Here is a 15,937-nt window from a genome sequence, read left to right as displayed (position 1 = left end):
GCAAATCCCGCGCCGTGTACGCAGCGCGGGATTTAGAGGTGGAACTTGATGATGCCCTTCGGTCGAGTTGATGATCTTGAGTTCATGAAGGCGTTGTACGCCCGGTGCGGCCGAGGCCGCACCATGACGGTCATCCTGGAGGGCGGCGCGGGCTGCGGAAAGACGGCTTTCCTCGACGCGTTCGCCCAGTACGTCACCGAGCAGGGCGCGACCGTCCTCGCGCTCCCCTGCACGGCGCCCGCGCAGGCGCCCACGCCCGAGGACGTCCAGGACTTCGTCGACTGGCTCACGGACCTCGCCCGTGAGACCCCCGTCGTCGTCTGCCACGACGACCCCCAAGGGCTGGACGAGCACGGCGCCCGGCTCCTCCTCGAAGCCGCCCGCAGACTGCGCGGCAGCCGGGTCATGCTCGTCCTCACCCTGTTTCCCTTCGGCGGCACCTTCGCCCCCGCCCTCCACCGCGACCTGCTGCGCCAGCCGCACGTCCAGCGCATCAGGCTGCGCCCGCTCACCCCTGAGCAGAGCGGCGAGTACTGGACCCGGCTGCGCGGCACCTCACCCCTCGGCAGCGCCGAGGACGCCCACGCCGCCAGCGGCGGCAACCCCCTCCTGCTGTGCGCCCTCGCCGAGGAACTCGGCGTCCCGCTGTCGGTGACCCCCTGGCCGCAGCCGCAGGGCCTCTTCGTCCAGACCGCCGTCGACTGCGCCCGCGACAGCGGACCCCTCGCCCTGCGGGCCGCCGTCGGCATGGCCGCCCTCGGCGAGTTCGCGGACCCCGACAGCGTCGCCGCGGTCCTGCGGCTCAGCTCCGCCGAAGTCGCCTACGGCCGCAACCTCCTGGACGCCGCGGGCCTCGTCGACGGCTGGCGCGTGCGCCACCCCGCCGTCGCCGCCGGGCTCCTCGAACACATCGGGGAACAGGCGAAAGCCGGACTCGACGCCGAGGTCGCCGAACTCCTGCACAGCCGCGGCGCCGGCGTCACCGACCTGGCCCGCCACCTCCTGCGTACTCGTGTCACCGGCGGCACCTGGCAGGCCGCCACCCTCGAACGCGCCGCCGCCGAGGCCCTCGACCGCGACGACGCCCTCTTCGCCGACGACTGCCTCGACCTCGCCCAGGAGGCCACCGCCGACTGCTGGGACCACGTCCGGCTCGAGCTGAAACGTTATGCCCTGCGGATGCGCACCGACCCCTGGACGGCAGGCCCCGCCTCCCTCAACAGGGTGCTGGCCGCTTCCTGCGCGCACGGCGACGACCCCTGCCCGGCCCGTACCGTCCTGCACGCCCGGCTGCTGATCGACTGCGGCCGGCTGGACGAGAGCGTCGTCGTCCTCCAGAGCGTCTTCCCCCAGGCCGAACTGCCCACGAGCGAGGAGGACCGGACCTGGCCCTGGCTGTTCAGGATCGCCCCCGGACTCTCCGAGCACTGGCCCACGGCCTCCGACGCCTCCGCGTCGCTCGCCGGGGTACCCGTCACCGAACTCTTCATGTTCGACTTCTGGTTCGGCGGCCTCAGCGCCCACAGCCCCGAGGTGTACGAGGCGGAGGAACACCTGCGCTCCCTCGCGCTGGGCGACACCACCCTCGCACTGATCGTCCCCGCCCTGCTCTGCCTCAACAAGGCCGGCCATCCCGACCTCGCCGACGCCTGGGCCGCGCACTTCCTGCGCGAGGCCACCGAACGCGGCGTCGAGGGCTGGCGGCAGATCTTCACCGCCATCCGCGCCGAGGCCGCCCTCGCCCAGGGCCGGCTCATCGAGGCCGAGACCTACGCCCGCAACGTCCTCGCCACCGCCTCCGGCGAACCCAGCCACTGGCTCTACGGCGGCCCCCTCGCCGTCCTCGTCAAGGTCTGCGCCGCCACCGGACGCTACGAGGAGGCCGCCCGGCTGCTCGACCGGCCGCTGCCCGACGAGTTCTCGCAGAGCTACTGCTCCCTCTCCTACCTCGATGCCCGCGGCCACTTCCTGGCCGGCCTGGGCCGGCCCCACCTCGCGCTCTCCGACTTCCTCACCATCGGCCGGCGCGCCGGACGCTGGCTGGTACCCAGCTGGGCCGAGCCCCCGTGGCGCGTCGCCGCCGCCGAGATCTGGCTCAGGATCGGCGACGACCAGGAGTGCGCCGGCCTGCTCGCCGAGCACGAGGCCCTCGCCCCCGAGAGCGGAATGCTCCACCCCGGCCAGTGGCTCAGGGTCCGCGCCCGCCTCGCGGGACGGCAGGACCGGCCCGCCCTGCTGGCCAGCGCCGTCGAGCGGATCCGCGAGTCAAGCGGCGGCTGGTTCCTGGCCGCCGCGCTCACCGACCTCGCCGAGGCCCACCAGGACCTCGGGCAGAACGGCTCCGCCGAACTCGCCCTGCGCGAAGCCGAACAGCTCGCGGAGGAGGCCCGCTCCGACGCCCTCCTCGAACGCATCGCCGCCCTCGCCGTCGGCGCCGGCCACCCCCGCAGCACGCTGCGCGGCCCCCGCTCCCTGGGCCTCGCCGCCAGGCTCAGCGACTCGGAGCTGCGCGTCGCCGTCCTCGCCGCCCAGGGCCGCACCAACCGGGAGATCTCCGAGGAGCTGTTCATCACCATCAGCACCGTCGAGCAGCACCTCACCCGGGTCTACCGCAAGCTCGACATCACCTCCCGGCACGAACTCCCGCTCCACGTGGAGAGCGCGCTGCGCGAAGCGGCCTGACCACCTGACATCCAAAGGGCCTGCCCGGTACGTGAGTACCGGGCAGGCCCTTTGGGGGTACCGGCGGGGATCAGGCCGGGCCGGCCGCGAGGTTCCTCGCCATCTCGATGAGGGACGCGGCGTCCATGGCGGCGATCTCCCGCTCCGGCTCCGGGGCGTCCGGCTTGTCCTGCTTAGGGGCATCCGGTGCGAGCGCCAGCAGGGAGTCCAGCAGACCGCTCTCCCGCAGCCGCTCCAGCGGCAGCGACAGCAGCAGGTCACGCACCTCCGCCTCGCTGCGCCCCGCACCGGCTGCTGGGGTCGCCCGCGCCGCCTCCCCCGCGAAGAGCCGCTCCCCGATCTGCGCGGCGAGCACGTCCAGCCGGGGGTGGTCGAAGACCAGCGTCGCCGGAAGCCGCAGCCCCGTCGCCGAGTTCAGCCGGTTGCGCAGCTCCACCGCGCTCAGCGAGTCGAAGCCCATCTCCCGGAACGACCGCTCGGGGTCGACCAGCGAGGGCGTCGGATGCCCGAGCACCGTGGCCACCTCGGCGCGCACCAGCGTCAGCAGCGCGCTCTCCCGCCGCTCCAGAGGCAGCGCGGCCAGCCGCCGGCGCAAGCCCTCACCGGGCTCCCGGGTCTCCCGGGCGGCCCGCCTGCGGGCCCCGCCCGCACCGGAGCCCGCCAGCGACCGCAGCAGCGGCGGCAGCGACCCCTGCGCGGCCCACGCCCGCAGCGCCGCCGTGTCGACGGGCGCGGCCACGACCGCGTCCCCGGCCGTCGCCCCGGTCAGCGCTGCGTCGAACAGCGCGAGCCCCGCCTCACTGGACAGCGCCCTGAACCCGCCCGACCGCAGCCGGCGGTGGTCCGCCTCCGTGAGATGAGCGGTCAGCGCGCTCTCCTCCTCCCACAGCCCCCACCCGACCGACACGGCCGGGCCGAGCCCGCGCGCGGAGGCGTCGAGGAACGCGTTGGCGGCGGCGTAGTTGGCCTGCCCCGGCGAACCGAGCGCGGCGGCGGCCGACGAGAACAGCACCACCCGCCTTACCCCGGGCCGCAGTTGGGCGAGCCGCGCCAGATGCTGGACGCCGTACGTCTTCGGCCGCAGCACCCCGGCCAGCCGCTCGGGGGTGAGCGCGGCGACGGCGCCGTCGCCGGTGGTGCCCGCGCAGTGCACGACGGCGGCGAGCCGCAGGCCCCGCTCGGACAGGAGGGAGTGCAGCCGGGCCGGCGCATCGGGGTCACCGATGTCGCCGGCCACGACCTCGACATCCGCGCCGGAGTGAGCCAGCGCGGAGCGGAGCGCGTCGGCCCGCTGAGTGTGCGGACCGCCGCGGGTCAGGAGGGTGAGGTGCCGTACGCCGTGCCGCTCGGCGAGCCGCCGGGCGACCAGGGCGCCCAGCGTCCCGGTGGCGCCGGTCACGAGTACGGTCTCACCGGGGAGGAAGCCGGTGGTCGGAAGGGTCAGCACGGCCTTGCCCACGAGGGTGGCCTGAGCCAGCGCGCGGAAGGCCTCCGGGGCCTGCCGGATGTCCCACACGGTGGCCGGCGGCGGAGTCAGCGCCCCGGCCGTGAAGAGCGAGACCAGCTCACCGAGGATCGCCTCGATCCGCTCGGGCCCGGCGTCGGCCAGGTCGAACGGCAGATACACCACCCCCGGGTGATCCAGGGCAAGTTGCTCCGTGTCCCGCGGATCGGTCTTGCCCATCTCCACGAACCGTCCGCCGTGGGGCAGGAGTTGGAGGGTGGCGTCGGTGAACTCGCCGGCGAGGCAGTTGAGGACGACGTCCATGCCGGCGCCGCCGGTGGTGTCGAGGAAGGCGTCGCGGAAGGCGAGTGTGCGGGAGTCGGCGATGTGGTCGTCGTCGAGTCCGGCGGCGCGCAGGGCGTCCCACTTGCCGCGGGACGCGGTCGCGAACACCTCGGCGCCCAGGTGCCGGGCCAGCTGCACGGCGGCCGTGCCGACCCCGCCCGCGCCGGCGTGGATCAGCACCCGCTGCCCGGCCGCCAGCCGCCCCAGATCCACCAGCCCGTAGAACGCGGTCAGCGCCACCACCGTCGCGGCGGCGCCCTCGACCTCGCTCCAGCCGTCCGGAACCGGCGCGAGCAGCCGGGCGTCGGCCACCGACAGCGGCGCGAACGACGTGTCCAGCGTGCCCATCACCCGGTCACCGACCGCGAACCGGGTCACCCCGGGCCCGACCTCGGTCACGACACCGCTGCCCTCGCTGCCCAGCCGGGCCGCGTCCGGATACATGCCGAGCGCGATCAGCGTGTCCCGGAAGTTCATCCCGGCCGCCCGTACCGCCACCCGCACCTGCCCGGCGCCGAGCGCTGCCGTCCCCTCACCGTCGGGGACGAGCGCGAGAGCGCCGAAGGAACCGGGCTCGGTCACGTCGAGCCGCCACTGCTCGTGCCCGGCGGGCATCGCGAGCGGCTGTCCTGCGGCCCGTTCGAGCCGCCGTCCGTGCACCGCGCCGCCCCGCAGCGCGACCTCGGGCTCCCCGGCGCCGAGCGCCGCGCCGAGCCCGGCCACGGTGAGCGGCCCGACCACGTCCAGCAGCACGATCCGCCCCGGCTCCTCCGCCTGCGCCGACCGCACCAGCCCGGCCAGCGCCGCGTGCGCGACACCGGTCGCGGTGACCGGGGTGCCCGGCACGGGAGCGGCGCCCCGCGTGACGACCACCAGAACCCCAGGCCGCTCCCCGGCCAGCCAGCCCTGCACCAGCTCAAGCCCCCAGCCGGCGGCCAGCTCCGCCGCCTCGGCCTCCGCACCGGCCTCGGCGTCGACGGGGCAGACGGCCACGACGGCGGACGCGTCCCCGCCGATCTCGCCGAGCGTGCCGTGAACGGGCACACCCTCAGGGCCGCCGCCACCGAGGGCGGCGTAAGTCCCCTCGGCCGCACCGCTCTTGGCCAGCTCCGGCCACACCACGGCCAGCAGCGCATCGGACGTACCGCCCGGCGCGGTCAACTGGCTCGCGGTGACCGGCCGGAAGGCCAGCTCGCCCACGCTGACGACAGGTGCGCCCAGCGCGTCGGCTGCGTGCAGCGTCAGTCCGCCGGAGGCCGAGCGCGCGAGCCGGACCCGCAGACTCCCCGCGCCCGTCGCGTGCAGACAGACGTCGGACCAGGAGAACGGCAGCCCCGCGCCCTGCCCGTCCGGCAGGAACCCGGCCGCGTGCAGAGCGCTGTCCAGCAGCGCCGGATGCAGCAGGAACGCGGTGTCCCCGGCGTCGGTCCCGACCTCGGCGAAGACCTCGTCACCGCGCCGCCAGACGGCCCGCAGCCCCTGGAAGAGCGGCCCGTACCCGAAACCGGCCTCGGCCATCGTCGCGTAGGCCCCGTCGAGACCGACCGGCTCGGCGCCGGCCGGCGGCCACGCGCCGAGGTCGAACTCCGGCCCCGCCGCCGCGCTGAGCACCCCGCTGCCGTGCCGGGTCCACGTCTCCCCGTCCGCCCCGTCGGGCCGCGAGTGGAAGCGCACGGCCCGCCGCCCCTCCTCGTCCGGCTCGTCCACGGCGACCTGAAGATGCAGCCCCTTGGACGCGGGCAGCACCAGCGGCGCCTCCAGGACCAGTTCGTCGAGCGTGCCCGTCCCCACCCGCTCGCCCGCCCAGAGGGCCAGCTCCACGAAGGCGGTTCCCGGCAGCAGCACGGTGCCGAACACGGCATGGTCGGCGGTCCACGCCTGCTCCCGGACCGACAACCGCCCGGTGAACACGGCCCGTTCGCTCTCCGCCAGCTCCACGACCGCCCCGAGCAGCGGATGCCCCGCCCGCCCGAGCCCCGCCGCACCCGCGTCCCCGGCCCGCGCGACCGGCAACTCCGTCCAGTAGCGCTGGTGTTGGAAGGCGTAGGTGGGCAGGGTGACGCGGTGTGCGCCGCTGCCCTGGAACCAGCGGGCCCAGTCGACGGGCGCGCCGTGGACGTACGCCTCACCGAGCGAGAGCAGCAGCCGCTGGGGGCCGCCTTCGCCCCGGCGCAGGGTTCCGGTGACGGCGGCTTCACGGCCTGCGGCGTCGGCGGTGTCCTGGACGGCGCTGGTCAGCACGGGGTGCGGGGTGACCTCCACGAAGAGGTTGTGTCCCTGTTCCAGCAGAGCCCGGGTGGTCTCCTCGAACTCGACCGGCTGGCGCAGGTTGCGGAACCAGTAGTCGCCGTCGAGTGCCTTGGTGTCCAGCCGCCCTGAGGTGACACAGGAGTAGAACGCCACCCGGGACGGGCCGGGCGTGATGTCCTTCAGCACTCCGGCGAGTTCGTCGCGCACGGCGTCGACCTGCCCGGAGTGGGAGGCGTAGTCCACGGCGATCCGCCGCGCCCGCACCCCGTCCGCCTCGGCCCACGCCAGCAGCTCGTCCAGGGCTCCGGTCTCTCCGGCCACGACGACGGAGGCGGGCCCGTTCACGGCGGCCAGGTCGATCCGCCCGTCCCAGCGCTCCAGTTCTGCGCGGACGCGGTCGGCGGGGAGCTGGACGGAGACCATGCCGCCCTTGCCCGACAGGGCGAGGATCGCTTTGGAGCGCAAGGCGACGACCCGGGCGCCGTCCTCCAGCGACAGCGCGCCCGCGACGACAGCCGCAGCGATCTCACCCTGCGAATGCCCCACCACAGCAGCTGGCTCGACACCGTACGAACGCCACACCTCCGCGAGCGAGACCATCACCGCCCACAGGACCGGCTGGACCACGTCCACCCGCTCCAACTCGCCTTGTGAACGCAGGACTTCCGTCAGCGACCAGTCCACGAACTCCGACAGCGCCGTCTCACACTCAGCCATCCGCGCCGCGAACACGGGCGAGGAGTCGAGGAGTTCGACCGCCATCCCCGCCCACTGCGACCCCTGACCGGGGAACACGAACACCACACCCCCCGACCCCGCACGCCCCCGCACCACCCCGGGATCAGAACCACCCCCAGCAACAGCCGCGACCCCCCGCTCCAGCGCACCCCTGTCCTCCCCCACCACAACCGCCCGGCACTCCAGCCCCGCCCGCGACACGGCGAGGGAGTAGCCGACATCCACCGGCCGTCCCTCGAACCCCTCCGCGAGCCGTCCCGCCTGTGCCGACAGCGCGGCGTCGCTGCGGGCCGACAGGATCCATGGCACCGGCAGCGCCGTACCGTCCGCCGGGGCGGTCTCGGTCTCCTCGTCGCCCTGTTCCAGGACCAGGTGGGCGTTGGTGCCGCTGATGCCGAAGGAGGAGACACCGATCCGGCGCGGACGCCCGGTTTCCGGGAACTCCCTTGCCTCGGTGAGGAGTTCCACCGCACCCGCGGTCCAGTCGACCTGCCTGCTCGGCTCGTCCACGTGCAGCGTCTTCGGCAGCACCCCGGCGCGCAGCGAGAGCACCGTCTTGATGATGGCGCCGACGCCGGCGGCGGCGATGGTGTGGCCGATGTTGGACTTCAACGAGCCGAGATACAGGGGGATTTCACGGTTCTGGCCGTAGGTCGCGAGGACGGCCTGTGCCTCGATGGGGTCACCCAACCGGGTGCCGGTGCCGTGTGCCTCGACGGCGTCGACTTCGTCGGCGGTGAGCCCGGCGTTGGCGAGGGCGTCGCGGATGACGCGTTGCTGGGAGGGTCCGTTGGGGGCGGTGAGTCCGTTGGAGGCGCCGTCCTGGTTGACGGCCGAGCCTCGGACGACCGCCAGCACGGGGTGGCCGTTGCGGCGGGCGTCCGAGAGGCGTTCGACGAGCAGGACGCCGACGCCCTCGCCCCAGCCGGTGCCGTCGGCTGCCTCGGCGAAGGCCTTGCAGCGGCCGTCGGAGGCGAGGCCGCCCTGGCGGGCGAACTCCGGGAAGATGCTGGGCGTCGCCATGACGGTCACGCCGCCGCTGAGCGCCATGTCGCACTCGCCGGAGCGCAGCGCCTGCACGGCGAGGTGCAGGGAGACCAGGGAGGACGAGCAGGCCGTGTCGACCGTCAGCGCGGGCCCTTCCAGGCCGAGCGTGTAGGCGACCCGGCCGGACATGACGCTGCTGGTCATGCCGGTCAGCGAGGGCGGGTCGTCGGTGGCCTGGAGCATCGCGAGGAGGCCGACGAAGTCCTCGGAGCCGCCGCCGAAGTAGACGCCGGTGCGGGAGCCGCGCAGGCTCGACGGGTCGAGGCCCGCCCGCTCCACGGCCTCCCAGGACGTCTCCAGCAGCAGGCGCTGCTGGGGGTCCATGGAGAGGGCCTCGCGCGGGGAGATGCCGAAGAACTCGGCGTCGAAGCCCGCCGGGTCGGCGAGGAAGCCGCCTTCGAGGGTCGCGGAGGAGTTGATGCCGTCCGTCTCCTCGTACAGCTCGTCGACGGGCCAGCCCCGGTCGCGGGGCATCGGGCCGACGCCGTCGCGGCCCTCGTCGACCAGCCGCCACAGGTCGTCGGGGCTCGTCACCCCGCCGGGGTAGCGGCAGGCCATGCCGACGATCGCGATCGGCTCCCGGTTCTTGTGCTCGCTCGCCGTCAGCCGCTCGCGCAGGTCGCGGGCGTCGGCGACGGCCCGCTTGAGGTAGTCGCGCAGGCGGCTCTCGTTGCTGCCGGACTCCTCGGCGGCGGGGGTGCTTGACATGCGGACGTCACTTCCTCGGAGAGCGGGATCGGAGCGGGGGGCTTCGGGGGAGATCAGTGGTAGCCGTCGTCGACCAGCGCGAACAGGTCGTCGTCGGAGAGGTTCTCCTCGGCTTTCTGCTCCGGCTCGCGCAGGCTCTCCCACAGCCGGCGCAGCCGGTCGTCGAGGAGCGCGCGCTCCGGGTCGTCGGCCGGGACCTCGGCGAGCGCCGCCGTCAGCGCGCCCAGCGCGGCCAGCGCGTCCTGGGCGCGGGAGGCGGCGGGCGGGGCGAGCCCTTCGAGCAGCAGGACGGCGACGGCCTGCGGGGTCGGGTGGTCGAAGACGAGGGTCGCGGGCAGTTTCAGGCCCGTCGCGGCGCCGAGGCTGTTGCGCAGTTCGACGGCGGTCAGGGAGTCGAAGCCCAGCTCGCGGAAGGTGCGGTGCGGGGTGACGGCGCCCGGCGCGCCGTGGCCGAGGACGGTCGCGGTGTGCCGGTGGACGAGGTCGAGCAGCAGCCGGTCGCGCTCCGCCTCGGAGAGCGCCGCCAGCCGGCCGGCCAGGTCGGGTTCGGCCGTGCCGGGCCCGGCCGCCGCTGCCCGGCGCAGCAGGGGCGCGCGGACCAGGCCCCGCCACAGCGGCGGGAGCGTGCCCGCCTCCGCCTGGGCGCGCAGTGCGGCCGGGTCCAGGGCGATGGGGGCGAGGGTGTCGGTGTCGGCGCCGAGGGCGGCGTCGAAGAGGGCGAGGCCGTGTTCGGCGGTGAGCGCGCGCAGTCCGGAGCGGGCCATGCGGCGCTGGTCGGCCTCGGTGAGCGAGGCCGTCATGCCGCCCGACTGCTCCCAGGCGCCCCAGGCCAGCGAGAGCCCCGCGTGTCCGGCGGCCCGGCGGCGGGCGGCGAGGGCGTCCAGCGAGACGTTCGCGGCGGCGTAGTTGGCCTGCCCGGGGTTGCCGGTGAGCCCGGACGCGGAGGAGAACAGCACGAACAGGGCCGGTTCGTGGCCGAGTTCGCGCAGCACCTCGTCGAGGTTGACGGCGGCGTCCGTCTTCGGCCGCAGCACGTGGTGCAGCTGTTCGTCGGTGAGTCCGGCGGCGAGCCCGTCGTCGAGGACACCGGCGGTGTGCACGACGGCCGTCACGGGCCGGTCGAGCCCGGCGAGGGCGGTGTGCAGTTCGGCCCGGTCGGCGATGTCGCAGGCGAGCGTGGTGACGTCGGCGGCGCCGGCGTCCCGCAGGGCCTGCTCCAGCTCGGCCGCGCCCGGTGCCTGCGGGCCGCGGCGGCCCAGGAGCAGCAGGTGGCGGGCGCCGTGCCGGGTCACCAGATGCCGGGCGAAGAGCCCGCCGAGGTTGCCGCTCGCGCCGGTCACCACGAACACGCCGTCCGGGTCCGGGACGGGGGGCAGGGTGAGGACGGCCTTGCCGACCAGCTTGGCCTGGCTGAGCGCCCGGAACGCGTCCCGGGCCCGCCGCACGTCCCACGTCGTCAGCGGCGGCGGCGTCAGCGCCCCCTCGGCGAACAGCGCGAGCACCGCCCGCAGCATGTCCCGCATCCGGTCCGGCGCCGCCTCGTTGAGGTCGTAGGCCGCGTAGTCCACCCCCGGATACGCGGCGGCCACCGCCTCCGGTTCGCGGATGTCGGTCTTGCCCATCTCCAGGAACCGCCCGCCGCCCGGCAGCAGCCGCAGCCCGGCGTCGACGAACTCCCCGGCCAGACAGTCCAGTACGACGTCCAGGCCGCTGCCGCCGGTGGTGGCGAGGAAGTGCGCGGCGAAGTCGGTGGTGCGTGAGTCGGCGGTGTGGTCGTCGTCGAGCCCGGCGGCGCGCAGCACGTCCCGTTTGCCGGAGCTGGCGGTCGCGAACACCTCGGCGCCGAGATGCTTGGCCAGCTGTACGGCGGCGGTGCCGACACCGCCCGCGCCGGCGTGGACGAGGACCTTCTGCCCCGGCCGCACGCCCGCGAGGTCCACGAGGCCGTAGTAGGCGGTCAGATACGCGATGGGCACGGCGGCGGCCTGCGCCCACGTCCAGCCCTCGGGCATCGGCGCGAGCCAGCGGTGATCGGTGACGGCGAGCGGCCCGAAGGCGCGCGGCGCGAGCCCCAGCACCCGGTCACCCGGCTTCAGATCCGGGACGTCAGGGCCCACTTCCCGTACGACACCGGCGAGTTCACCGCCGAGCCCGCGCAGCCCCGGCACCATGCCGAGCGCGACGACGACATCACGGAAGTTGACGCCGGCGGCCCGTACCTCGACGCGGACCATGCCGGGCGCGAGCGGCGCGGTGACGTCCTCGGCGGCGGGCGCCGGGGACAGGTCCTCGATGGTCCCGCTGTCCCCGGTGCGCTCCAGCACCCACGGCCCCTCGGCCGGCGGCAGCAGCGCCGGATGCGTGGCGAGCGGCACCAGCCGGGGCGCGTGCACGGCCCCGGCGCGCAGCGCCAGCCGGGGTTCGGGCAGCGCCGCGGCGCGGGCGACGACGGCGGCCGACGCCTCGTCACCGTCCCAGTCCAGGACGGTGATCCGGTCCGGGTTCTCGTGCGCGGCCGAACCGAGCAGCGCCCACACGGCCGCCGCGGCAGGGTCGGGCGCCGGCTCGTCCCGGCCGACCCGCACCGCGCCGCGCACCAGCACGACCAGCCGCTTCTCGTGCCCGGCCGCGATCCAGTCCCGCACGGCGCCGAGCGCTTCTTCCGCCGCCTGGTGGACGGCCTCGGCGCCCGAGGAGGCGGCGCGGCCGAGGGCGACGAGCACGGCGTCGGCGTCGGTCCCGGCGGCGAGGCCGGCAATCTCCACGGCGCCCGGCAGCTCCGGCACGTCGTCCCCCGCGACCCGCGCCCAGCGCTCGGGCGCGGCGGCGGGCTCCTGCGGCGGCGTCAGCTCCTCCCAGCCCGGCAGGTGCAGCCCCTCCGCGGCGTCGGGAGCGGTCTGGGCCGGGGTCAGGGAGGCCGGGGCGGCGCGCACGGTGAGGGAGCCGACCGTCGCGACCAGGGTGCCGGCCGGGTCCGTGAGGGTCAGCGCGAGGGTGTCGGCGCCGGTCGGTGTGATCCGTACGCGCAGCGCGGTCGCGCCGGTCGCGTGCAGGGTGACGCCGTCCCAGACGAACGGCAGCCGGCCCCCGTCGCCGCCCCCGGTGAGGGCGCCGCCCGCGTGGACGGCCGCGTGCAGGGCCGCGTCGAACAGCGCCGGGTGCAGCGTGAAGGCGTCCGCGTCCCCCGACGCGCTCTCGGGGAGGGCGACTTCGGCGTACACGTCGTCGCCGAGCCGCCACGCCTTGCGCACGCCCTGGAAGACCGGGCCGTAGGCGAAACCGCCGGCCGCGAGGTCGTCGTACAGGGACTCGACGGGCAGCGCGCTCGCCCCGGCCGGCGGCCACTGGGGGTCCGGCGGCGGGGGAGTGGCGGGGTCGGTGCCGAGGGTGCCTTCGGCGTGGACGGTCCACAGGTCGTCTGTGGTGTGCTCCGGCTGGGAGGCGACGGTGAAGGCGCGGGCGCCGTCGGCGCCGGGCGCGGCGAGCACGGCCTGGACGCGGACGGCACCTGTCGGGGGCAGGATCAGCGGGGCGTGCAGGACGAGTTCGCCGACGGTCAGCGCGGCGGCGCCGGCCGCCGTCTGCCGGGCGCAGTGCAGGGCGAGGTCCACGAAGGCGGTGCCCGGGACCAGGACGGTGCCGCCGACGGCGTGGTCCGCGAGCCACGGATGCGTGTCCAGGCCGAGCCGCCCGGTGAGGATGTGCAGCCCCGTCCCGGCGATCGTCGTGGCCCCGGTCAGCAGCGGATGCCCGGCCGCCGCGAGCCCCCCGCCGCCCTGCCCGGAGCCCGGCTTGGGGCGCAGCCAGTAGCCGCGCCGCTGGAAGGCGTACGTGGGCAGCGCGACGGTGCGCGTGCCCCGGCCGGCGTGGAACGCGGCCCAGTCGACGGCCGCGCCCCCGGTGTGCAGCGCGGCCAACGCGCCGACCAGGGACCGGACTTCGGGCTGGTCGCGGCGCTGGGCGGCGACGCCCAGGAGCTCGCCGGACTCGGTCAGCGCGGTCAGCGGCCCGTCAGGGCCCAGCTCGAACTGGGCGGTCGTACCGGCCTCGCGCAGCGTGCGCAGCACGTCGTGGAAGCGGACGGTGTCGCGCACCTGCCGCGCCCAGTAGTCGGGGTCGGCCCACGCGGCGGGCTCCTGGAGAGCGCCGGTCACGCTGGAGACGACCGGCACGGTCGGCGGCCGGAAGTCCAGTTCGCGCACGACGGCCCGGAACTCCGCCAGCATCGGCTCCATGAGCGGCGAGTGGAAGGCGTGCGACACCCGCAGCCGCCGGGTGCGCCGGCCGATCCCCGCGAAGTGCTCGGCGACCGCCGTGACCGCCGCCACCGTGCCCGAGGCCACCACGGACCGCTCGCCGTTGACGGCCGCCAGCGCGATGGTGTCCTCCTGCCCCGCGAGCAGCGGCACGACCTCGTCCTCGGCGGCCTCCAGCACGGCCATCGCACCGCCCTCGGGCAGCGCCTGCATCAGCTTCCCCCGCGCGCAGACCAGCCGGGCCGCGTCCGCGAGCGACAGCATCCCCGACACGTGCGCGGCCGTCAGCTCGCCGATCGAGTGCCCGGCGAGGTGCCGGGGGACCACGCCCCAGCCGGTGACCAGCCGGTACAGCGCGGTCTCCAGCGCGAACGTCGAGGCCTGCGTGTACTGCGTCTCGTCCAGCAGCGCCGCGTCCGCGCTGTCGGGAGCGGCGAACATCAGCTCCTTGAGCGGGCGGTCGAGATGCGGGTCGAGGTGCGCGCAGACCTCGTCCAGCGCGCCGGCGAACGCGGGGAAGGCGGCGTACAGTTCGCGGCCCATGCCGGGGCGCTGGGCGCCCTGGCCGGTGAACAGCACGGCGAGGGCGCGGTCTTCGGCGTGGCCGGTGAGGACGCCCGGCGCGGGCTCGCCGGCCGCGAGCGCCTTCAGGCCGGTCAGGAGGGTGTCGGTGTCGTCCGCGACGACGGCCGCGCGCTCTTCGAGTGCGGCGCGGGTGACGGCGCTGGAGCGGGCGAGGTCGGGGAGGGACGGCGCGGGCAGCGCGGCGAGGTGGTCGTACAGGGCGGTCGCCTGGGCCCGCAGGGACTGCGGGTCGCGGGCCGACAGCAGCACCGGCCAGGCCGCGAGCGCGGGCCCGTCCGCCGCGGCCGGCTCCTCCGGCTCGGGCGCCTGCTCCAGGATGACGTGCGCGTTGGTGCCGCTCACCCCGAACGAGGAGACGGCGGCCCGGCGCGGCCGGTCGAGATCAGGCCAGTCGAGGGCCTGCGCGAGCAGTTCCACCTGCCCGGCGGTCCAGTCGACCTGGCTGCTGGGCGCGTCGACGTGCAGCGTGCGCGGCATCCTGGCGTGCCGGATCGCCATCACCATCTTGATGATCCCGGCGGCCCCGGCGGCGGCCTGCGTGTGCGCGAGGTTCGACTTCACCGACCCCAGCCGCAGCGGCTGCCCCTGCGGCCGCTCCCGCCCGTACGTCGCGAGGAGCGCCTGCGCCTCGATCGGGTCGCCCAGCGTCGTGCCCGTGCCGTGCGCCTCCACCACGTCGACGTCGGCCGCCGTCAGCCGCGCGTCGGCCAGCGCGGCCCGGATCACCCGCTGCTGCGAAGGCCCGTTCGGCGCCGTGAGCCCGTTGGAGGCCCCGTCCTGGTTGACGGCCGAGCCGCGCACGACGGCCAGCACCTGGTGGCCGTTGCGGCGGGCGTCGGACAGCCGCTCCAGGACGAGCAGCGCCGAACCCTCCCCCCAGCCGGTGCCGTCGGCGGCGTCCGCGAAGGACTTGCAGCGGCCGTCGGTGGCCAGCCCGCCCTGCCGGGAGTTCTCGATGAACGTCGACGGCGTCGACATCACCGTCACCCCGCCCGCCAGCGCCAGGTCGCACTCCCCGGCGCGCAGCGCGCGGCCCGCGAGATGCACGGTCACCAGCGAGGACGAGCACGCCGTGTCGACGGTCAGCGCCGGCCCCTCGAAGCCGAACGCGTACGCGACCCGGCCGGAGACGACGCTCCCGGCGACACCGGTGCTCAGGAAGCCCTGCACCTCGTCCGGCATGGTCGACAGCTCACCGGCGTAGTCGTGGTACATCAGCCCCGCGTACACCCCGGTACGGCTGCCGACGAGCGTCGACGGGTCGATGCCGGCGTGCTCCAGCGCCTCCCACGCGGTCTCCAGCAGCAGGCGCTGCTGCGGGTCCATGGCGAGGGCCTCGCGCGGGGAGATGCCGAAGAAGGAGGCGTCGAACGCGTCGGCGTCGTACAGGAAGGCGCCCTCGCGGGCGTGGCTCGTGCCCAGCGCGTCCGGGTCGGGGCCGAACATCGCGTCGAGGTTCCAGCCGCGCCCGGCCGGCATCTCGCCGACGGCGTCCCGGCCCTCGTCCACCAGCCGCCACAACGCGTCAGGGCCCGTCACACCACCGGGGAACCGGCAGCCGATGCCGACGATCGCCAGCGGCTCGCTGCCGGCGTCCTCCAGCTGTTTCACCCGGCGGTGCGTCTTGCGCAGATCACCGGTCAGGCGGCGGATGTACTCGACGAGCTGTGCTTCGTCCGTCACAGAAAACCCCCGTGGGGTCGGAAGGGTCGGCGGGCTGGACGGCCCCGCTGTCCTGCGTACGAGGGCTCACGAAAGAAATAGGACGTGCGGCGCGCACTCGGACACCCCTGACCTCGCCGGGAGCCCCGATAGGGGTCCGGCCAGGGGGCGCGCGCGAACCGCTGTTCCTGTTAACGTCCCAGTACAGCAAGCCCGTTAC

2 protein-coding genes and 1 pseudogene are annotated in these 15,937 nt (G+C 75.3%); 1 reads left to right on the top strand and 2 read right to left on the bottom strand.

Annotated features, from left to right (window positions below; all coding sequences use genetic code 11):
* Window positions 1-48 precede the first annotated feature (48 nt).
* Complete coding sequence (locus ACYUD3_RS12290) at window positions 49-2,682, top strand: LuxR C-terminal-related transcriptional regulator (protein WP_470967982.1); 2,634 nt, start codon at window positions 49-51, stop codon at window positions 2,680-2,682.
* Between the two features lie 70 nt (window positions 2,683-2,752).
* On the opposite strand, the gene ACYUD3_RS12285 is transcribed toward ACYUD3_RS12290, so the two are convergent.
* Both ACYUD3_RS12285 and ACYUD3_RS12280 read right to left on the bottom strand, forming a co-directional pair.
* On the bottom strand, window positions 2,753-9,214 hold the full coding sequence (locus tag ACYUD3_RS12285; protein ID WP_470967979.1) for an SDR family NAD(P)-dependent oxidoreductase: 6,462 nt from the start codon (window positions 9,212-9,214) through the stop codon (window positions 2,753-2,755).
* Between the two features lie 53 nt (window positions 9,215-9,267).
* Window positions 9,268-15,648: pseudogene (locus ACYUD3_RS12280) on the bottom strand (type I polyketide synthase); the annotation flags it as partial.
* Window positions 15,649-15,937 lie beyond the last annotated feature (289 nt).

It is taken from the genome of Streptomyces sp. AMJ-169 (assembly GCF_055597585.1).
The sequence above is the reverse complement of the archived record's forward strand: the minus strand, read 5'-3'. Positions and strand labels throughout refer to the sequence as shown.